Source organism: Parageobacillus caldoxylosilyticus NBRC 107762 (assembly GCF_000632715.1).
Classification (GTDB): Bacteria; Bacillota; Bacilli; order Bacillales; family Anoxybacillaceae; genus Saccharococcus; species Saccharococcus caldoxylosilyticus.
Map to the genome: position 1 here is coordinate 1 of NZ_BAWO01000049.1, position 20,325 is coordinate 20,325.

The 20,325-nt window shown below is 43.7% G+C and carries 18 protein-coding genes and 1 pseudogene; 3 read left to right on the top strand and 16 right to left on the bottom strand.

From position 1 onward, the window contains the following. Window positions 1-360: 360 nt before the first annotated feature. From GCA01S_RS13040 to GCA01S_RS13055, 4 genes are all read right to left on the bottom strand, one after another. Window positions 361-1,509, bottom strand: coding sequence for a mannitol-1-phosphate 5-dehydrogenase (locus tag GCA01S_RS13040; RefSeq protein ID WP_042410596.1), 1,149 nt, complete (start codon window positions 1,507-1,509; stop codon window positions 361-363). Between the two features lie 2 nt (window positions 1,510-1,511). Further along, window positions 1,512-1,943, bottom strand: coding sequence for a PTS sugar transporter subunit IIA (locus tag GCA01S_RS13045; RefSeq protein ID WP_375154099.1), 432 nt, complete (start codon window positions 1,941-1,943; stop codon window positions 1,512-1,514). A 27-nt stretch (window positions 1,944-1,970) separates the two neighbouring features. Next, window positions 1,971-4,046, bottom strand: a complete 2,076-nt coding sequence (locus GCA01S_RS13050) for a BglG family transcription antiterminator (protein WP_042410598.1) — start codon at window positions 4,044-4,046, stop codon at window positions 1,971-1,973. Between the two features lie 197 nt (window positions 4,047-4,243). Then, the gene (locus GCA01S_RS13055) at window positions 4,244-5,662 is read right to left on the bottom strand and encodes a PTS mannitol transporter subunit IICB (RefSeq protein WP_042410600.1); all 1,419 of its coding nucleotides are present in this window, start codon (window positions 5,660-5,662) and stop codon (window positions 4,244-4,246) included. A gap of 251 nt (window positions 5,663-5,913) precedes the next feature. Here GCA01S_RS13055 and GCA01S_RS13060 point away from each other — a divergent pair, with 251 nt between their 5' ends. After that, complete coding sequence (locus GCA01S_RS13060; RefSeq protein ID WP_042410603.1) at window positions 5,914-6,318, top strand: DUF1259 domain-containing protein; 405 nt, start codon at window positions 5,914-5,916, stop codon at window positions 6,316-6,318. A gap of 131 nt (window positions 6,319-6,449) precedes the next feature. Here the strand turns inward: GCA01S_RS13060 and GCA01S_RS21045 are convergent, their stop codons facing one another. The 8 genes from GCA01S_RS21045 to GCA01S_RS13095 form a co-directional block, all read right to left on the bottom strand. After that, the gene (locus GCA01S_RS21045) at window positions 6,450-6,581 is read right to left on the bottom strand and encodes a hypothetical protein (RefSeq protein WP_017437317.1); all 132 of its coding nucleotides are present in this window, start codon (window positions 6,579-6,581) and stop codon (window positions 6,450-6,452) included. Between the two features lie 5 nt (window positions 6,582-6,586). Continuing rightward, complete coding sequence (locus tag GCA01S_RS13065) at window positions 6,587-7,207, bottom strand: malonate decarboxylase holo-ACP synthase (protein WP_042410605.1); 621 nt, start codon at window positions 7,205-7,207, stop codon at window positions 6,587-6,589. Further along, the gene (gene mdcD, locus GCA01S_RS13070) at window positions 7,198-8,892 is read right to left on the bottom strand and encodes a biotin-independent malonate decarboxylase subunit beta (RefSeq protein ID WP_042410607.1); all 1,695 of its coding nucleotides are present in this window, start codon (window positions 8,890-8,892) and stop codon (window positions 7,198-7,200) included. The genes GCA01S_RS13065 and mdcD overlap by 10 nt, the downstream gene beginning before the upstream one ends. Continuing rightward, the gene (locus tag GCA01S_RS13075; RefSeq protein WP_042410611.1) at window positions 8,873-9,184 is read right to left on the bottom strand and encodes a malonate decarboxylase subunit delta; all 312 of its coding nucleotides are present in this window, start codon (window positions 9,182-9,184) and stop codon (window positions 8,873-8,875) included. Before GCA01S_RS13075 ends, mdcD begins: the two co-directional genes overlap by 20 nt. Window positions 9,185-9,209: 25 nt before the next feature. Continuing rightward, window positions 9,210-10,085 carry a triphosphoribosyl-dephospho-CoA synthase gene (locus tag GCA01S_RS13080; protein ID WP_042410612.1) on the bottom strand — a complete coding sequence of 292 codons (876 nt, stop codon included), beginning with the start codon at window positions 10,083-10,085 and terminating at the stop codon, window positions 9,210-9,212. A 17-nt stretch (window positions 10,086-10,102) separates the two neighbouring features. Then, window positions 10,103-11,755 (bottom strand): malonate decarboxylase subunit alpha, encoded by a 1,653-nt coding sequence (gene mdcA, locus GCA01S_RS13085; RefSeq protein WP_042410614.1) that lies wholly within the window; start codon window positions 11,753-11,755, stop codon window positions 10,103-10,105. 75 nt (window positions 11,756-11,830) lie between these two features. Further along, the gene (gene mdcH, locus GCA01S_RS13090; protein WP_042410615.1) at window positions 11,831-12,769 is read right to left on the bottom strand and encodes a malonate decarboxylase subunit epsilon; all 939 of its coding nucleotides are present in this window, start codon (window positions 12,767-12,769) and stop codon (window positions 11,831-11,833) included. A 78-nt stretch (window positions 12,770-12,847) separates the two neighbouring features. Continuing rightward, complete coding sequence (locus GCA01S_RS13095) at window positions 12,848-13,501, bottom strand: GntR family transcriptional regulator (protein ID WP_017437310.1); 654 nt, start codon at window positions 13,499-13,501, stop codon at window positions 12,848-12,850. Window positions 13,502-13,887: 386 nt separating this feature from the next. On the opposite strand from GCA01S_RS13095, the gene madL reads away from it, so the two are divergent. Then, window positions 13,888-14,253, top strand: coding sequence for a malonate transporter subunit MadL (gene madL, locus GCA01S_RS13100; RefSeq protein ID WP_042410617.1), 366 nt, complete (start codon window positions 13,888-13,890; stop codon window positions 14,251-14,253). Window positions 14,254-14,281: 28 nt separating this feature from the next. Next, the gene (gene madM, locus GCA01S_RS13105) at window positions 14,282-15,043 is read left to right on the top strand and encodes a malonate transporter subunit MadM (RefSeq protein ID WP_042410618.1); all 762 of its coding nucleotides are present in this window, start codon (window positions 14,282-14,284) and stop codon (window positions 15,041-15,043) included. A gap of 137 nt (window positions 15,044-15,180) precedes the next feature. Here madM and GCA01S_RS13110 read toward each other — a convergent pair. The 4 genes and pseudogenes from GCA01S_RS13110 to GCA01S_RS13125 form a co-directional block, all read right to left on the bottom strand. Further along, window positions 15,181-15,767 (bottom strand): annotated as a pseudogene (locus tag GCA01S_RS13110) (aldehyde dehydrogenase family protein); the annotation flags it as partial. A 5-nt stretch (window positions 15,768-15,772) separates the two neighbouring features. Then, entirely contained in the window at window positions 15,773-17,107 is a 1,335-nt protein-coding gene (locus tag GCA01S_RS13115) for a GntP family permease (RefSeq protein ID WP_017437306.1), read from the bottom strand. Between the two features lie 20 nt (window positions 17,108-17,127). Next, entirely contained in the window at window positions 17,128-18,324 is a 1,197-nt protein-coding gene (locus GCA01S_RS13120) for an iron-containing alcohol dehydrogenase (protein WP_042410622.1), read from the bottom strand. A gap of 175 nt (window positions 18,325-18,499) precedes the next feature. Next, entirely contained in the window at window positions 18,500-20,230 is a 1,731-nt protein-coding gene (locus GCA01S_RS13125; protein ID WP_042410624.1) for a sigma-54-dependent Fis family transcriptional regulator, read from the bottom strand. Window positions 20,231-20,325: the final 95 nt, after the last annotated feature.

A 20,325-nucleotide genomic window follows, 5' to 3' on the forward strand; every position in this document is an offset into this window, starting at 1 on the left:
TGTTTGAAAAGCGAAACGTTTCGCTTGATTGAATAACTCTAATGCATAAGATGTTTCTGTAGCATTAAGAATATCTATTTCGGATTTATACAATCTTCTCGAAAAATACGCTTTTTTCATCTTTTCTCCACCTCTAACAGAACATAAGTTCGGTATATTTATTTATATTTTATGACAGAAGAAGAACGTTTTTCAACTATTACGATGACTAAAAAAAACAAAAAATGCCGATTCATCCCTCACCTATGCTCCGCTTAGAGGTGGGGGCCTTCTCGGCGAAAAAGATAAAATGAATTTTGTGCATTTTGTTCATAAAAAAACCTGCCTTGCCAAAACATTTTGGCAAGGCAGGTCATCCGTTTACTTTAAATGCTGCCATTGATCTTTTATTGCTATAACAAGAGGATGATCTTTTTCTAATTGTGAATATTGGTATAGAGCCCCTTCTACTCCTGTTTCTTGAATGGTTTTTTGCAATGCAACTGCTTCGTCATCGTTTTCATAGTCAAACAATAACAGTGCGGCAATTCCTTTGACTAAACCAAGAGGTACTTGTCCGAACAAGTCATAATATTGCGTAGCCGGTCCAACGAGACGATCATTCGCCCCAAGTTTGCGAATTGGAGAACGAGCAACCCGGACTACTTCATCGGAGATGGAAGGATTCAGGAAGCGTTGAATGATTTTTTGAATATAGGATTGATGTTCGTTTTCATTCCATCCATATTTCTTCACTAACACCGCACCTGATTCATGCAGCGCTTTTTCCACATCCGAGCGTATCTCTCCATCATTCATTGCTTCTTGTATCGTTTTCCATTTTTTATAGTATCCTAAATAGCTGGCAATCGCATGCCCGGTATTTACGGTAAAAAGCTTGCGCTCAATATAAGGCTTTAGATCATCAACAAAATGTGCTCCTTGAATCGGCGGAATGTCACCAATGATATTTTGTTTTTCGATCACCCATTCAAAAAACGGCTCGACCACGACGGAAAGAGGATCGTCGTTTTTCTGATTCGGAACGATACGGTCTACCGCACAATTCAGAAAACCGTAATACGTTTCGAATAACGGCTTATCTGTTTCGGAAATCTTTGCAAAAACATGGCTTTTTAACACATCACTTCCACCGATCATATTTTCACAAGCAATAATATGAAGCGGTGTTTTATTGATCGTGATTCTTTTTTGCAGCCCCTCGGCAAGAATCGTGGCGATGGCCGGTAAAATATGCGGTCCGACCGCCGTTGTAATGAGATGGGCTTTTGTGATATAATCAATGAGCTTTTCACGTTCCGTTTGACTGTTTACAGCGGAAACGTTGCGAATCAGCTGTTCTTGTCTATTTTCATCGGCAATGATGACCCGATACTCCTGTTTTTCCTTTAATAAACGGACCACTTCATCATTAATATCCACAAACATAACTTCATAGCCCGACTGGGAAAGTAAACTCCCGATAAACCCTCTGCCAATATTTCCTGCGCCAAAATGAACAGCTAGCATGTTTAATTCACCTCGTTTAGAAGGCGAAGAATCTCTTCTTCTGTCGCCGCTTTAATCATCGCTTCTACATTTTCCTGTTCTGAACAAACGATGGCGATTTTCGAGAGGATTTCCAAATGTTCGTTATTTTTCCCAGCAATTCCAATCAATAGTTTTGCGATATTGCCATCCCCGAAATCAACGCCATCAGGAATTTGTACAATCGAAATACCAGAATGTTTGACAAACTGCTTCGCATCCTCTGTTCCATGTGGAATAGCAACAAAATTCCCCATATATGTGGATGTTAACGCTTCGCGTTCAAACATTTTGTCAATATAAGCATCTTCTACATAACCTTGATTCACTAAAATTTGTCCTGCTAAACGAATGGCTTCCGTTTTATTTTCTACTCGTGCATGTAATACAATGTTTTCTTTCTGTAAAATTGGCATTGACAATGTCATTCACTCCCTACATTGTTAAAGATAGTCGTAAAAAAACTTTTCTAAATGATAGCTCAAAAACGAATACACCTGTTCATGATCTCCGTTTGCAAATAATGCCATGCTATCTTCATCTTTAATGATCAACGAGCTGATGTGGCTTAAAACAGAAAGCGTTTCCTGACTAGGTGAATCGGGCGCTAACAGCAGTAAAATGGTATTCACAGCCATTGGCTGATCGTGCATTCCTTTAATGGTTTGGCATTCGGTTAGCCGATAAATCGTGAAAGACGGAAAAAGCACCGCTGAGCTTCGGGTATGGTACAAAGCGAGCGACGTCTCCGGTATTCCCAATCCTCCTAATGCTTCTCTCCGCAACAATTCTGTAAGGACTTTCTCCGAATCAAGAATGATTCCTTTTTTCCATAGCTGATGACACGCTTCTGCTAACGCTTCTTTGATGGAATGGCTATTGACCTGTTGTAACGCAAAACCTTCCAAAATTCGCAAAATGGTTTCGCTCATTTTTTGAATGGAAGCCATTTTCTTGATCACATCATGAGATTTTCCTGCCGCGTCGTCTACCTCTTCCTTGCGAGAAACCGCATTTCTGCTTTTTAAAAACTGTTTCATCGACATAATCTCTTCTTCCCGCAGCATTGGACTGACAACAAAATACGGTTTTGCCAATCCATCAATTGGGACGGTCGAAACGATCAAGTCATATGGCGTTACATCCGTGTTTCTCAATTCAAAAACAGAAATCTGTTCTATGTGTACAATATCGGGAATTTCTTTTTTTAATCTTGTTGCTAATATTTTTGCCGTCCCTAGTCCACTCGAACAGATCACTAACGCACGCAATCCTTTCTTTTTTCTTAATAACGCTGCCGCAAAGTGGAGAACTAAATAACCAATTTCTTCGTCTGGAACGGTTACATCCGGAAATACTTGTTTCACTCCTTCTTTTAATACCGCAAAAAGTTCCGGATAATCTTGGACAATTTTTTCTAAAAGCGGATTGGCAATCCCCATGTTATGCCGGATGCGATAAAGTGCTGGTTTTAAATGAACGACCAAATCTTCGTATAACGTATAATCGTTTGTAATATCTACATGTAGTTCAGCGCCGACAAAACGAATTAACTCTTGCGCTTTGATGCCTACTTCAAAACTTGCCTCTTCTAGCATATAACCTTGGCGGTCGCGAAGTTTCGCACCCATTAAATGCATGGTAATATAACCGATTTCCTCTTTTGGAATCGTGATGCGAAAAGCATGTTCTAACGATCGCGCAATTTTTTCCGCGGTTTTATATTCTTTTGTTGTTTGAATCGTTTCTAAATATTGCTGATCAAAATTAATCGATTCCCCTTGGCTGATCCGCTCTATTGCTAAGGCAAGGTGAACCACTAGTGCAATATGTGAACTGTCGGCAATCGTAAAAGGAAGCTCCTTCTTGATCCGTTCAATTTGTTGTTCAATGATGGCCAATTTTTTTCTATCGACTAGTCCAAGAAGTTTTTCTGTGACCGTATTCCATGTATCGATAGATTTTTTTTGAATAGACTTTTTCATTAACGAAAGAAACTCATGTTCATCCACATGACGAAATAGCAGCTCGCTCATCATTCTCCGCTTTGCGGACTCGGATCCAGCAATTTCTACCCCATATCCTCGTTTTCGGATTAGGGATAGCCCGTATTTTTCTATCATCTGATGGATTTTATCTAAATCATGGCTAATGGTTGCGACAGTAACGTTGAGGTCATTGGCCAGCGATAAAAGCTTGACAGGCTCTGTTGCTTCCAGCAAAGCAATCAGAATGATCAGCTGTCGTTCCTCTGGTGTATATTCCTTATTGGACAAATGAAATAGATGAAGCGCTAGCTCTTTTTTCTTTTCTTCTTCCCCAACAATCCGAATGCCGACCCCTGCTTTTTTGACCAGCCGCAAGCGGTAATCCTTTAAAATAGGTTCGATCCCTTTTAAATCCCGGTGGATGGTACGGTTGCTGACGTCTAACCGCTCGGCAAGTTCTCCTACCGTCATTCCTTCGTCATTAGACAACAAAATATCGAGTATTTTTCGCTCTCGCGCAGATATATACACGGCCCCTTCACCTCCCCGCCTTGCGCAACCAATTGTTGACATGATTTAGAATAATAAATCATCTGTTCAATAAAAATTTTAGGTCCCCGTCCCTTTTATTACAATAATTAGATATTGCTTTTTCGTCCCTTTTATTGTTGCCATCTTTTAATAAAATGCATTCTTGCGAAAAGAAAAAGGTAAGCAAACGCCTACCTTTATTTCTTTAACATTTCGATGAGCTCATCATATTTTGGACTGCTCAAGAAATTTTCCACTGATACATGGAAAGCGTTTGGCAATTTTTCTTTTGCGCGATCCGTCAAATTTTTATGGGTGATGACGATATCCGCATCTGGCGGAAGCTGGTTAATCGCCGTATTCGTTACTTCAATGTCTAGCCCTGCTTTTTGCACTTTATTCCGCAAAATAGAAGCTCCCATCGCACTCGAACCCATTCCTGCATCGCAGGCGAATACAATCTTTTTGACTTTGGCTGGAACTACTTCTTCTTCATTTTTCAACACCGCAACAACATCGCTCTTTTTCCCTTTTAATTGTTGCATTTTTTCAGTCGCCTTTGTTATATCTTCTTCTTCGTTATTTTTCGCCGATTTTAAGAAAATCGATGCGACGAAGAATGACACTGCCGTTGCGACCAATACGCCCGCCAAAACCCCAAGATAATTACCTTTTGGCGTCATTGCTAATAGGGCAAAAATACTTCCTGGGGATGGAACGGCCACAAGACCAGCATCGAAAATGGTAAATGTTAATACCCCGCTCACTCCGCCAGCGATTGCCGCGAGAATTAAAATCGGTCTCATTAAAACATATGGGAAGTAAATTTCATGAATTCCCCCTAAGAAATGAATGATGATTGCTCCTGGCGCGGATTGCTTTGCCATTCCTTTTCCAAATAACCAATATGCTAACAAAATACCAAGGCCCGGGCCAGGATTTGGTTCAAGCAGGAATAAAATCGATTTTCCTGTTTTTGCTGCTTGCTCAATGCCAAGCGGGCTTAAAATTCCATGGTTAATAGCGTTGTTGAGGAACAACACTTTTCCTGGTTCAATAAAAATATTTGCCAATGGCAATAAGTGCAAATCAACAATTTTTTCTACGCCTGCTGCTAACGTTTTGCTAATGGCCGAAACGACTGGGCCAATCCCTTTAAATGCAACTAATGTTAACAGCCCGCCGATAATTCCGGCGGAAAAATTATTGACAAGCATTTCAAAGCCTTGTTTCACTTTGCCTTGAATCAGCTGGTCAAACTTTTTGATCAGGTAACCACCGAGTGGTCCCATGATCATAGCTCCTAGAAACATCGGAATTTCCGAACCGACAATGACTCCCATTGTCGCTGTGGCACCGACAACGCCGCCGCGAACATCATAAATCATTTTTCCGCCCGTATATCCAATTAGTAACGGCAATAAATACGTAATCATTGGGCTAACAAGCTTCGCAAATGTTTCATTTGGCAGCCATCCTGTCGGGATAAATAGTGCCGTAATAATTCCCCACGCAATAAATGCCCCAATATTCGGCATAATCATTCCGCTTAAATAACTACCAAAACGCTGAATCTTTACCCGAAAGCCAGACTGATTTTCTGTTGTATGAGTCATGCTGCATTCCTCCTTTTGCTTCTCTACCTTTATACTAAAGCGCTTACAGGCATTAATTCAACGATAAGTAAATATCATTTTGTCCGACACATTATTGTCATTTTTTAATAATAGGCGTTTTTGGTTCGACTTTTTTCAACAACTTATAAATTCCACTTTTGTCATAGACCCTTGTCTCATTCATAAATAATCTAAAATCATACAAATATAAACAGGGATACTAAAAATTTTTGTCGAAAGAGGGATGATTTATGAGCCGGGAATCGATAAAAGACTTATGTCGGGAATTTGCAAGAATCCTTGGCGGAACTGGAAGTGTTACGAATGGAGTATGTCTTGTGCAGAAATTTAGAAATATTCCATTTACCATACTTGGAAGAAGAACAAATTCACCGCTAGTAAACCCCCAATTTTTTTCCTTTGAAAATTTAGACTTCCAAGGAAATGCTTTAAATCTAGGTGAAACAGTACTGCTTCAAGAAGAGGTTAACCCGTTGTTAACAGAATTAAGAAAAAGAAACATTATTGTAACAGCACTCCATAACCACTGGTTGTTTGAACAGCCAAGAGCAATGTATATGCATTTTGAATCCATCGAACCACCACTGGAATTTGCCAGAAAAATTCGAGAAGCATTCAGAGTATTAAAATACTAAAAGGTAACATTGCAATTTAGCAAAGCCTAATAATAAAATAGATCCGCAACAATTCAACTGCTAAATACTGCCGTACAACAAAAAAGGACTGAGTCTGGTTGATTCAGTCCTTTCTGCATGTCGGCAGTCACTTAGGAAACCGAAACAAGATATTCTAAATAGCGCTTTTGATACCGTCCGGTTTGCGCCAATAAGTATTCCTTTTTCGCATACATAAAATAATGAGAAAAGCAGTGTTGTGAAACCACACTGCCTTTCCCCACCGTTCCTACCTGTATGGATGAGAAATGAGTTTAGGACCACATACGGATTTTAGTAAAATGAGCTGACTTCCTTGTGAATATTCTAATAATGAAACAGCACCAGCCGGGATTTCTAGCTGTACGTCCATTCTTATCGGTATGCGCGTTAATTCCGCCACGAGTTGTCTAGCTGTTTCGATGGAAGGAAAATGCGGAAGACGTACTACAATATCCAAATCGCTCGTATCCTTCGCAGTTGGTATACCGCTAACAAGCTCAAATCCTACACTTCCTACAGGCCCCCAAACTAGGCCATAAAATTGAAAAATTTCATATATATCATCCAGCGCCCGTAATACCGGAAGCTGGTAGTATCGTGAACTTTGTTGCCATTGTTTTTGCGTAACGAGTTGCTCTGGTGTGATGACCTCAGTGACCGCATCCTGAGGCAGGAAAGCAGCAAACCGTTCATGACGCTGCTGACCGCGTATTCCTATAGGGATATGTCCTTTTTCCATTGGGGCACGGCGAACAACGACATAAGGTGCTTGTGTTAATGCCACTTTCACCCATTCAGGTTCTTGGGCATCCGTTATGAGATAGGAATATCCTTTTATTCTTATTAAATCGTGAGGATTTACTTCCATTGTTCCGCCAACTTCTTTCGTACAAGAATCGAAGCTTCTCTGCCTTTCTGCGCTTGCTTAGATGCAAGACGGTTGCGTAAGTCGCGAGGGGAAGAACGAGCAGTTTGAATGGCTTCTATCAGCCTATTACATACTTTATCTATGTCTTGCACCTGAGGAATATCTGCGTTTACTCCATCAATGAGTTCATGCAATGCCCCTAACGTTGCAAAAGAACGAACGTCATAAGCCATGGCAGGTATTTTCTTTGTAGCTTCCTCCAGTTCCTCGATGGTGCGGCGGGTAATTCTTGCAGCCGATTTTTTAGACATTACATGTATATTAACATGATCATCATTAAGAGCAAGAATGCAATTCGCCTGCAAACCATGCGCCAAAAAAGCTCCAGATATCGCATTTCCGACAATGAGCGCAATCACAGGATGTCCTGCCAGTCGTGCCGTCGCATACGCATCGACTGCCGCTGCGCACGCTTGGTGAAGGCCGAACAACTCTTCATGATATCCGTATGCCTGACTTGGTACGTCCACAATAGCCACGATAGCTCTCTTCTTGCCATGTTGATCTGCCTCTATCACTTCACGGACGTATTTTGCGATAGTCCACCCTTCTTCGATGCCGACTTCTCCATGACGAACTCGATAAAATCGGTGATGACGATTTGGAACAACCGCAATATAACGAACTTCTTCCTTCCCTAGCATCGCATCGGCACATAATACAGACGGGACTTCTTTATTTATTTTCAATGCATGCGCCAAGGCGTAAAACCACGTTCTTCCCCGGCTTTCGACTTCATCATCCTTATTCATTCCGGTTTGCAGTGAATTTGGGGAATGCACACCTTTTCCAGCTATATGTTGTTGCCAAAGCTCGCGGAATTTGTTAGGTGTTATTGGTTGCGAAAGATCGATAGAGGCAAAAAATGAACGATACACATCGACTTGCGAGCTCCGTGGGCTTCCTACGGTTTCTTTTCTAAAAATGCGATGAATTGCCTCTTTTATAGCAGAAATATCATCATCTACAAGCTCATCGACAAATCCGGCGGCAAAGCGCTGCGCGCCGCCAATCGTATTCCAAATCAACCGACGGTCGCTAGAATCAAATTCTTCGATCCCCGCCTCTTGCTCAATCACCTCAGGTCCATTCAGACCAATTCGGCCTTCCCGCGTCATAATGAGGGAACTGCATAATCCTGCAGCAATGGACATTCCGCCGAAGCATCCGATTTTTCCAGGGATGACGCCGACAACAGGCACATATTGCCGTAACGCGACAATCGCTGCCCCAATTTCGGCAATCGCAAGCAATCCGTAGTTCGCTTCCTGAAGACGCACTCCACCTGTATCAAATACGATGACCGGCCGGGTACGAATACCGTTTTCCTGATCGCGAAGAGCTAGCTCTAAAGCACCGGCTATCTTTGCGCCGGATACTTCCCCGATGCCTCCCCCTTGAAAATTTCCTTCAATCGAAATAACCACCGCCGGTTCCCCTTCAATTTCCCCACGTGCTACGATAACACCATCATCACTTTGTGGAACAATTCCTTGTGGCACTAGATGAGGAGATTCGAGGCCGTCAAAAGGTCCGACAATTTCGCGAAACGTTCCCTGATCAAGGATAGCCTTCGCACGGTTTCGTGCATTCAACTCCACGAAACTATCTTTTAAGAATAGCATTATCTTGACTCACCTCCAATGCTTGTGCCAATCTCATCGTCACCACTCCCGGAGTAGCGCCAAAATCGTTAATTTTAACCGTAGCAGCGACATCATGAACAGTAAAAAAACGTTCTAGGACTTTTGCCCATGTTTTACCAAATCCTTTTACGCTCGTCCGTACTGTAACCTTCGTGCGTGCTTCTGCGGATGGCTCCATTAAAATTTCTAAATCTCCCGAACCAACGACCCCTACGTGTGCGCGGCGAGGCAACGTTTTTGTTGCTGGATATTCGAAAAATAATGTTTCCATCTAATCCCCCTCCATCCATGTTTGTTTACATCGTCATCGTTACGCACTTGTTTGATTGATTAGCTGTTTCTTGATATAGACGATCAAGAAATAATGCTGCTGCCAGCAAATCGGCACTTCCGCCCGGCGAGGCATTGCGCGTCAATAGTTCCTGATCGAGCTGAAGAAGTCCATTCCATCCCTCTGAAGTGGACACACCGCCAACCGAAATAATGGCTTTTGCGAGCTTCTTAGCGGTTATTAACGCTTCCATTCCACCGCGATGTAGTATACATGTATCATCTAGATAAGCAATTAATGAAATAAGGGCATCAATTCTTGCTAACGTCTCTGGAATGTTATTTTGTCGTGCTTTGTGTAAAGTCGGGAGTGCAATATGAATGACATGGGGAAATCCGTGCTGCGCCTCCCCTCTTGCCCCGGGAACTCCATATCTCTGCTGTACTTTCAATCCGTTTGACATCTGTTGCGGAGCATAGCGGTCTGGATAGGAAGCAATCCGTCCGGCAGTAGAGGCGATTTCTTTGGAAGGTGTTCCCGGCTTATGCATCGCAGCACTTGCTACTAACAACCCAAGCGCCCAAATCGCTCCTTTATGTGTATTAATTCCCCCAGTCGTTTCAAACATCACCTTTTCCCCACAACGGCCAATTTTCGCGATTTCTTCCCGTAACTGTTGGCTAGGTTCCCGTTGAAAAGCAATATAAGCAATATTAGCAAACGTTGTTTGCAGCGCTTGGGCAGAACGAATCATCATCTCTAATGTTAAATCCGTATGAGCTCCAGAGTTTTGTTGATCCACAAGCCCCGGCTTCGGAGTAAGCTCCGCTTCCTCAATAAGAGCAGCAACCGCTAATTGAGACAAATAATGGCTGCATTGTATAGCGTCATTCCAAATCACTTATTCTACTCCCCCTCTTACCAGCTGCGAAATCTAGCCGGCGGTTCATACAATCCCTCTGACCATTCAACCAGTTCTTCAATGCTTTTTGCTGCTAATAAAGAACGTTTGGCATCGGTACGGCGTATGCCTAAATCCTCCGGAAACGCCACCAATCCATCCCTTCGCAACTGCTCAGTTCTTTTTGGATCATGTTCTAGCCCAATCGGTGTGACTCCGGCGATTGCCGCAATGGCCTGACGGCGTTCTTCTAAACTATTCGCCTTATACAAATATGCGATTCCTTCTTCAGTGACAACATGGGTCACATCATCCCCATATATCATAATTGGCGCTGTCGCCAAATTCGCCTTTTTCCCTACTTCAATCGCATCTAAAGACTCAACAAATACCGGTCGATTTCCTTTTTGAAACGTTTCTACTATCTGCACGACTAATTTTTTTCCTTTCGCGATCGGATGATCGGACGTTATCATATCTAGCCATGCAGGAGTGGAATGGCGCCGTCCACGAGGATCATGCCCCATGTTTGGTGCCCCGCCGAATCCTGCCAGTCTTCCAATCGTTACTGTTGAAGAATTCCCATCCCTATCCATCTGTAGAGTAGAACCGATAAAAAGATCGACAGCATACTGTCCAGCTACTTGGGATAATGCCCGGTTTGAACGTAAACTCCCATCTTTTCCAGTAAAGAACACATCGGGACGTGCCGCAATATACTTTTCCATTCCTACTTCTCCTCCAAAACAATGAATGCTTTCTACCCATCCTGTTTCAATAGCTGGTATAAGGGTAGGATGCGGATTCAATGCCCAATGTCTGCAAATTTTCCCCTTCAATCCTAATGATTCTCCGTACGTTGGAAGCAATAACTCAATCGCCGCAGTATTAAATCCGATTCCATGGTTGAGAGATTGGATGTTATGACGTTCATATATCCCTCTAATCGTCATCATCGCCATAAGAATCTGGATTTCTGTAATAAGGCGAGGATCTCTTGTAAAAAGAGGTTCTAATTCATAAGGCTGGTCAGCAATAACGATAAAATCAATCCAAGAGCCAGGTATATCTACCCGTGGCAATTCATCTGCCAGTTCATTTACTTGGGCTATAACGATTCCGTCCCGGAATGCCGTAGCTTCAACAAGCGTTGGAGTTTCCTCTGTATTAGGTCCTGTATACAAATTGCCCGATCGGTCTGCTTTATCCGCCGCCACTAGTGCAACAGACGGAGTCAAATCAATAAATAACCGCCCATATAGCTCAAGATAGGTATGGATTTCCCCTATAATAAGCTTTCCGTCTTCCAGCATTTGTGACATGCGAAGACTTTGCGGGCCGGCATAAGAAAAATCAATTTTTCTAGCGATTCCTTTTTCAAATATATCTAAATGCTCTGGTCGCGATACACTGGACATAATCATATGTAATCCGTTCACTTTCTCAGGGTTAACTTTGGATAATGCCTTGGATAGAAACGAAGCTTGTTTTTGATTATTTCCTTCTAACACAACACGATCCCCTGGAGCAATAACCGCTTCTAATGCCTCTACAATTTTATCTGTTGGTATAATTTTTCCGTTCACGACTCGCTCCAATTTTGCCATTCGCTTTGCCTTCGCATCGCGACGCGTTGTCCATGAACGTTTAGACCGGTGTATTCTATTCATCGTTCATTCTCCCCTTTTCCTCGATATACATTTTCGCTAACGATGAAATAAGCGTTGATAGTGAAAAAGTTGCTGCTAGCAATTACTGTTTTCTTTCATGCGTTGTGCAACAACACAAACCGTTCTTATCCCGCTATCCGCCACTGAGATAGAGCGTCTGCATGGAAAAGCCTGTTGAGCAAGGTTTGTCAACACGTTTTTTGGCGGCATTTCAATAAATAACTGTGCTCCTAATTCGAACAGCACACATATGGCTTCATGCCAACGTACGGGATGGGAAACACTGAGTGCCAAATCTTCCTTAATGGCTTCCGGGTCGCGTAGCGGACGAGCAGTTCGATTTGCTGCATAAGGAATCTGCGGAGGTTGAAAAGGAATCATTTCCATCGCATTCCTTAATTGCGATGATACAGATTTCATTAATACACAATGGGAAGGAACACGAACGTTTAAAAATTCAGCCTTGCTTGCTCCTTCCTCCCGGGCCAGTGCTAAAATTTTTTCAATTCCGCGTATCGATCCTGAAATCGTAATTTGTTTTGGCGAGTTTAAATTAGCGATATATACAGGATTTTCATTAGTAAAATGGTTTGCAATGAGGCGAGCTAACTGCCGCTCCTCTATGCCAACAACGACTCCCATGCCGTAACCGTGCGGATAAGCGCTTTCCATCAGCTCTCCGCGTAGCTTTACTAGCGATATCGCATCGCGAAACGTTAAGGCATTAGCCGTTACGGCAGCGCCAAACGCCCCGACCGAATGACCGGCTACCATGTCCGGCCGTACTCCTTCCGCTTGTAATGCTCTAGCGACTGCTACGCCAGCAACTAACAGCGCTACTTGAACAGCAACCGTAGATTGTAACGCCTTCGCTGAATCCCATCGTAAAATATCGTCCTTGAGTACTTTGCTTGCCTCGTGCAGTGTTTTCTCAATGACTGGATGTTGGGGAAGATGATGAAGCATGTTGGGTTGCTGTGATCCTTGACCGGGAAATAAAAATGCGATACTCATAACCATCTCCCACTTTTCTCTATAATTGTAGTCGTCAGTCGACTAAAAGAAGCCCTTTTCATTTCATCACATCCGACCTTATATCTTTTTCAGGCGTTTTTTAATGCTTACAATTACATCATGGTTATGCCTCGCTAATACATTAGCTGCTTCTGATAAGTTTCCCTTTTGTAAAAGATCGACTATCATTATATGTTCGGTTAACGATTTTTCAATATTTCCTTCATTGGCAAACGATAAGCTTTGTATTCGTAAAAGCGGAGGCGCCAAGCGGGAGTACATACTGCGAATAATATTGCTTTTGCTCATTTCGATTAGGCACATATGGAACGAATAATTCAGCTCCGTATACCTTTTTACTTCTCTTACATGATGCATTTCATGTAAGATTTGTTCCATTTCTTCCATAACTGATGAGTCGATACCGTGCTTCATAATCCGTTTCATAGCTAGTGATTCAAGCAGTATGCGAATTTCTAGTAAATCGTATATTTCCTCCTCTGTATACCCCTTTACCACTGTCCCTTTTCTTGGAATTCGTTCTACGAGCCCTTCGATTGTAAGCAAATAAAAGGCTTCCCGCACCGGCGCTCTACTCGTCCCGTACTCTGCAGCATAGTCATTTTCGATTAATTTTTGTCCGGGCTTTAATTCTCCTGTTATAATTTGCTCGGCAATATGTTCGGCAATTAAGTTAGATAGAGCGTTTTTACTGAAATCTATGCTAGCCATGCAGATTTCCTCCTTTGTCGACTGTCGATTCCCTTTATATGAAAAGTTTATTTTTTTATTTTTTTAATATTACATAAAAAAATTTAGTAATTTTTATTTGTTGTTCTATGTATATTAGGAATACAGTCGACTGTAGATAAGCGACAATCCACCATATTTGAAAACGCTTACCAATAAATTCAAGGTGTAAAGGAGGGAAAGAAAAACTTGCTGTTCATGCCATATGTCTTGCTGTAGAATAAGGTGATAAAAGCATTCTCCTGCGTATGAACCACTCCTCCCCAGCAAACATCCACCAATCATGATGAATAATGATCATGCATCTATACCAGATATCTTCATTTAGTTATTCCAATATCATAATGAAAAGGAGAGAAGGGATAAAATTGGTCATTTATGGGGTTTCTTTATTATCGATCTGTATGTTAGTCGGCGTATTTTTAGGGGATTTATTAGGAAAAGTGCTTGGTGTAAAAGCAAATGTCGGCGGTGTCGGTATCGCTATGTTGATGTTAGTACTGATAGTAGATTACTTAAAAAAGAAGAATAAATTAAATTCGCAATCACAACAAGGATTAAGCTTTTGGGGAGCGATGTATATCCCAATCGTCGTCGCAATGGCTTCCCAGCAAAATGTAGCCGCTGCAGTAAAAGGGGGGCCTGTGGCCTTACTGGCTGGGATAGCCGCAACCGTAGCTAGCTGTGCGCTTGTCCCAGTCGTTGGCAAAATAGGGAAAAAATCGCTGAATTGATTTTACACGACGATGAGGAGGCATAAATATGATAGATACACTTATTGCCGTATTTCAAAATAATGGGCTTATTGTCTCATTTGCCTTAGTCGGAATTATCATGTATATATCCTATCAAATTTCCGACAAACTAACGAAAGGGCGGCTTCATGGGTCAGCCATTGCCATCATGTTTGGATTACTTCTTGCCTATCTAGGTGGAATTCATACAGGCGGAGAAAAAGGGCTTACCGATATTCAATTGTTTTCCGGTATCGGCTTAATGGGAGGAGGGATGCTTCGGGATTTTGCTATCGTTGCTACCGCCTTCGGAGCCAGCTTTGAGGAAATTAAAAGAGCGGGAGCAAGCGGGGTTATTTCGTTATTTCTCGGTGTCATTGTATCGTTTTTTGTCGGAGTCATAATAGCGGTATTATTCGGATATACGGATGCGGTTAGTTTGACAACCATAGGAGCAGGGGCAGTCACTTATATTGTGGGTCCTGTAACAGGAGCCGCGGTCGGCGCAAGTTCCGAGGTGATAGCTCTATCGATTGCAGCAGGAGTAGTAAAATCAGTTTTAGTAATGATTGGGACCCCGTTTGTGGCAAAGTATATCGGTCTTAATAACCCTCGAACCGCTCTTGTGTTTGGAGGATTAATGGGAACGACGAGCGGCGTAGCCGGTGGATTAGCTGCCACTGATCCGAAGCTCGTACCTTACGGAGCAATGACTGCAACATTCTATACCGGATTAGGCTGCCTTTTATGTCCATCGGTATTATTTTTGATAATTAAATCTATATTTTAGAAAAATAGGAGGTAATGGAGCCTTCCTACCATCGTCCCCTTATAGTAAACAGAATGAAACAAAGGTCAATACTGTTTACTATGGAGGGGATTTTTTTATAAAAAATTCAAAAAAGCATTTTGTGGAATTTAAATGAGAAATAGGAAGAAGGCCATCGGCGCCGGGACCGCCACGTTGACGCCAAGCATGCCGGCATCGATTTCTTCGTGGAATTGGCGGATCGCTTTGACGCTGTTGGTATAAATGCACGCGCCGTTTGCAAATTCGGACTGGTTGGCGCTTTGAATTGCTTCATCTAAATCCCGAGCCTCGAACCACCGACAAGACAGGATCAAAAATTTCATCCGTTCAAATCGTCATGCCCGGCTTCACATGGTCAAAAATCGTCGGGCCGATAAAATAGCCTTCCCCGCTGGTCGCAGCGTCGCGACGGCCGTCACGGGCAAGAAGCGCTCCTTCTTTTTCGCCGATTTCAATATATTTTAATTGTCCGTTCTTTATGCGATTCGCGAATGACAGGGCCTAAAAAGACATCTTTCTGCAATCCGTTGCCGATTTTCATCTCGTCCGCCGCTTTCTTCAAACGTTCCACAAGCCTATCGGCAATATCGCCGACAGCTACGACAACGGAACATGCCATGCATCGTTCCCCCACTGAACTAAATGCGGCATTGATCATGTTCGTAACGGCAAGATTCAAGTCGGCATCCGGCATCACAATTGAAATGGTTAGAAAATAGAATAAAGAATCACTGCAAGGAACATACCGATTAACGGAATCACAACAGAAAGAACAAAAATCGGTTTATACGTTCGCTCATGGGTTTCATGACAAACGGCGCGAATCGTTGTGACAATATAGCCGTTGTGCGGAAGCGAATCCAATCCTCCTGACGCTAAAGCGGATACTCGATGCATCGCTCCCGGATCAAGCCCTTTCGCCATATAAATCGGCGCTAAAATCGGCAGGGCAATGCCTAATCCTCCGGAGGCGGAGCCAGTCATTCCGCAAATGATGGTGACGCCAAGCGCCAAACCGAGAAGATCCGGACCAGGGAGGTGCACGAGCGCATTGACCGCCGTCTGAAACGCAGGAACATTTTTCGCTACGGTACCGAAGCCGACAACAGCGCATGTATTCGCTGCGGCCACTAGAGCGTCTTGGGCGCCAACTGCCATTGACTCCCAAAACTTACGGATAAATTTAGCATTTAATACCCAACATAACACAATTCCAAGAACAAGCGAAACGACTCCCGCCGATGTCGAAGAAATAAACTTCGCCAATATATTCAATGAAATGATGACAGTAATTAATGGAAGCAATGCGCACACAATGTGTGGAAGCGGACGGCTTTCTGTTTCTTCCAATGTGGAGGCGATTTCGTTTGCTGCCTCGTTCGCTATTGCTTCATGTCTATATGGAAGCGAAAATGTCTCTCCGTTTTCTTTTGCTTTTTGCACCGCGCGCGTTAAATAGACGGATCCTAAAACAGCAATGACAATGCCAATCAATATCCCAATCCATCCTCCCGCGCCCGGCGTAGTATGGAAAAATTGCGTTGGAATAATGTTTTGAATTTCCGGCGAATAAGGGGAAGTCATCGTAAAGGACACAGAACCGAACACCATCGCCGCCGGAATGAAGCGATGCGGCGTATTCGACTGACGAAACAACGACACGGCGATCGGATAGACGGAAAAGCCGACAACAAACAGACTTACGCCGCCATACGTCATAATCGCGCATGCCGCGACTACCGCCAACACCGCATGTTTGGCGCCAAATTTTGTTTTTACCCAATTGGCAATGGAGTCGGCTGCACCGGTGTCTTCCATGACTTTTCCAAAAATCGCGCCGGCTAAAAAGATGAGAAACCAACTGGCAAAATAGCCGGTAAATCCCGTCATATAGCTTTCCATCATCGCTTTTTCCAGGTTCAATCCGCCTGTAAGCGCTATCAAAACAGAACAAATAATCGCTGCAATGATAATGTTAATCCCCCGCATCGTCAAAAAGATTAATAAACCTAACGAGACAAATAACCCGACCATCCCTAACATAAAATTTCCCCCTCGCCTTTTTAGTGACGCATCACTTGATGATCGAATTGATAGTCATAGCAGACGTGATAAAGCTGGACAATTTCTTCGTGAGTCGGCACGCGCGGATTATTTCCCGGACTGCCGCTTGCTAGCGCATCGGCTGCCATTTTGTCAACGGCCTTGTCAAACTGCTCTTTTTCAATTCCCCATGTTTTCATATTTGGAATATGGAGATCCCGGCAGAGCTGCTTTACTTCCAAAATAAGCGCATCTGCTGCTTCTTCATCGGAAGCAGTCTTTAATTCTGGCTTGATCAGACGGGCGATCACTGCAAGTCTTTCTATCGCACTCTCTTTTGTAAATTCCAGCACCCCCGGCAGCAGCATCGCATTCGACACGCCATGCGGCACGTGAAATAGTGCCCCAATCGGTCGGGACATCCCATGGACAAGCGTCACCGATGCGTTCGAAAACGCAGCACCTGCCACCATCGCGCCAATTGCCATCTTCTCGCGTGCATCGATATCGTTGCCGTTTTCATACGATTTGCGCAAATTCCCCATGATCGCTTCCATCGCTGATAGCGCCAACACGTCGGTCACTGGATGGGCGCGCCGCGAAATATAGGCTTCGATCGCATGGCATAACGCGTCTACCCCTGTCGCCGCTGTCACCGCCGGGGGACACGATACGGTAAGAAGCGGATCGACAATCGCCACGGCAGGCAATAATTCTGGCTGGGAAATCATCATTTTGACGTTCGTTTTCGTATCAATGATAACCGTGACTTTCGTGACTTCGGAACCGGTTCCTGCAGTCGTCGGAACGGCGATGAGCGGAAGCGGTTTATTGACAAACGGCTTGACATTGCCAACATAATCGCTGATCGTTCCTTCATTTGTCATCATGACCGCCACCGCTTTCGCCGTATCAATACTGCTTCCTCCACCAATGGCAACGATGACGTCACACTGCTCTGTGCGGCAAACTTCAAGCGCTTCTTTCACATGAATATCGGTTGGCTCCGTATCTACTCCTGTATACTTGGCAAACGGAAGCGCTTCTTTCCGTAAATGCTCTTCACAAAGCGCGACATTGCCAAGCTGTTCCATAACCGGATCGCTGATAATAAGCACTTTGTTTCCAAACAGACGCGCTTGTTTTCCGACTTCGTTAAAAGCGCCGCGTCCATACAAAATCCGGCCCGGCATGAGAAGTTGATACACTTGTGACATCGTTTCTCCTCCCTCTTTCGTAACATTTTCAATATCATAATCATGCAAATGACATGCCAAACCGGAAGTCTGTTATTTACTAATCAATTTAAGTATTCAGTTTTTCATCAACACAATGATGCACCGACAATTCCCAGACATATCCCCGACATATTTGTACATGATTCCAACATGTTTATAGATTATATTTTTTTAGTTTTTCATAAAGAGTGGACCGATGCATGCCAAGTTTTCGCGCTGCCGCTGCTTTATTTCCTCTTTCCTCAATCAACGCTTGTTTAATTCTTTCCCGCTCATAAGCGTCTACTATTTCCCGCCAGTTTGTATCGGTCTGCACCACAATCTTTCTCTTTTCTCCCTCTTTATCGCCATGTTTTGCCAATCGCTGTGGGGAAAGAATATGGGCAGGCAAATGCTCCTTTTGGATTTTTTGACCATCGACCATGCCGACAAGCCATTCGACGACATTAACAAGCTCGCGAATATTTCCCGGCCATGAATAATCCATGAGCACTTGCATCGCCTCTTTTGTGAATTCTTTTTGTTTTAAACCGAACTGCTCGCAAATCCTTTCCATATGGTAGGCAAGCAAATAAGGGATATCCATTTTCCGCTCCCGCAGGGCAGGAATATGGATGCGAATAATATTGAGGCGGTAAAAAAGATCTTCTCGAAACTGCCCTTTTCGCACCATTTCCTCTAAATTTTTATTCGTAGCGGCAATGATGCGAACATCGAGCTCCATTTCCTCCACTCCGCCGACCCGCTCCACTTTTTTCTCCTCTAGGGCCCGCAATATTTTCGCTTGCATATATAGCGGCATATCGCCTATTTCATCCAAAAATAGCGTCCCTTTATGGGCGAGTTGAAACTTTCCCGGCTTTCCGCCTTTTTTCGCTCCGGTAAACGCCCCTTCTTCATATCCAAACAATTCTGCCTCGAGAAGCGATTCAGGGATTGCTGCACAATTGACGCTGATAAAATTGCCGTCAGCGTACGGACTCGATTGGTGAATCGCTTTCGCCAGCACTTCTTTTCCTGTTCCGCTTTCCCCGGTAATTAACACCGTGGATGGCACACGCGCTGCTCTTCTCACCATTTGTTTGATTTCTGCGATCACTGGGCTGCGGCCGATGATGCTGTTTAAGCCGAAAATTTGTTTTCTCGAAGGAGCAGCACGTTCTTCTTTTTCTTCCTTTCGGCTCGCCTCACGCGACAAATCCTGCAGGCGCTTAAAAATTTGGTAAACCTCGGAAACACCTTGGAAAATGAGGACTCCAATCGCCCCAATCACTTTTCCGTCGCGCCAGATTGGAATGCGGTGGACGACCATCGGCTGCCCGTAAATTTTTTGGATAAATCCTCTCTCTGGTATGCCGGATTCCAAACAAATATGTAGCCTCGTATTTTCAATAACCTCGGTGACATGCTTCCCAACGGCGTCTTCGCGGCGAATGCCAAGAAACTGGCAATAGGCCTTATTTATTTCCTGGATAATGCCATGCGCATCCACGACGACAATGCCTTCATAGGCCGAGTCAAGAACCGTTTTCATCGTTTCCACTATGCTTTGCGTCTCTTGCAGCTCCCGCTTGAGCCGCTCGACCATGGCGGTCAGCTCTGACACGGACGCACGGCTTACCTTTGGGGCATCAGCCGGCTCCCTCCCTACCTGTTCGGTTTCTTTCTCTCCGTTCCATAGCGACTCTATAGTCGTTCGGCCATCCCATTTGTCCGCCACCGCTTTTAGCAATGTCCTGCATGTCAACCGGCCTATTTCCCTGCGCTGATGGTCGATTATCGGAACTTCGTTTACCTCAAAGCGGATAAACAGTTGCAGCGCCTCGTTTAATGTTTGGTCAGCACGCAATACCATTTCTCCACGTTCATCCACATTGCCGCTCATACAAAGTCCCTCCTTCCCCATTTGTTTATTTTCGTATTTTTCGCCGCTAGCAAGAGAAATCCTTTATCTCCGCTTGTCATCATAAAAAAGAAGCA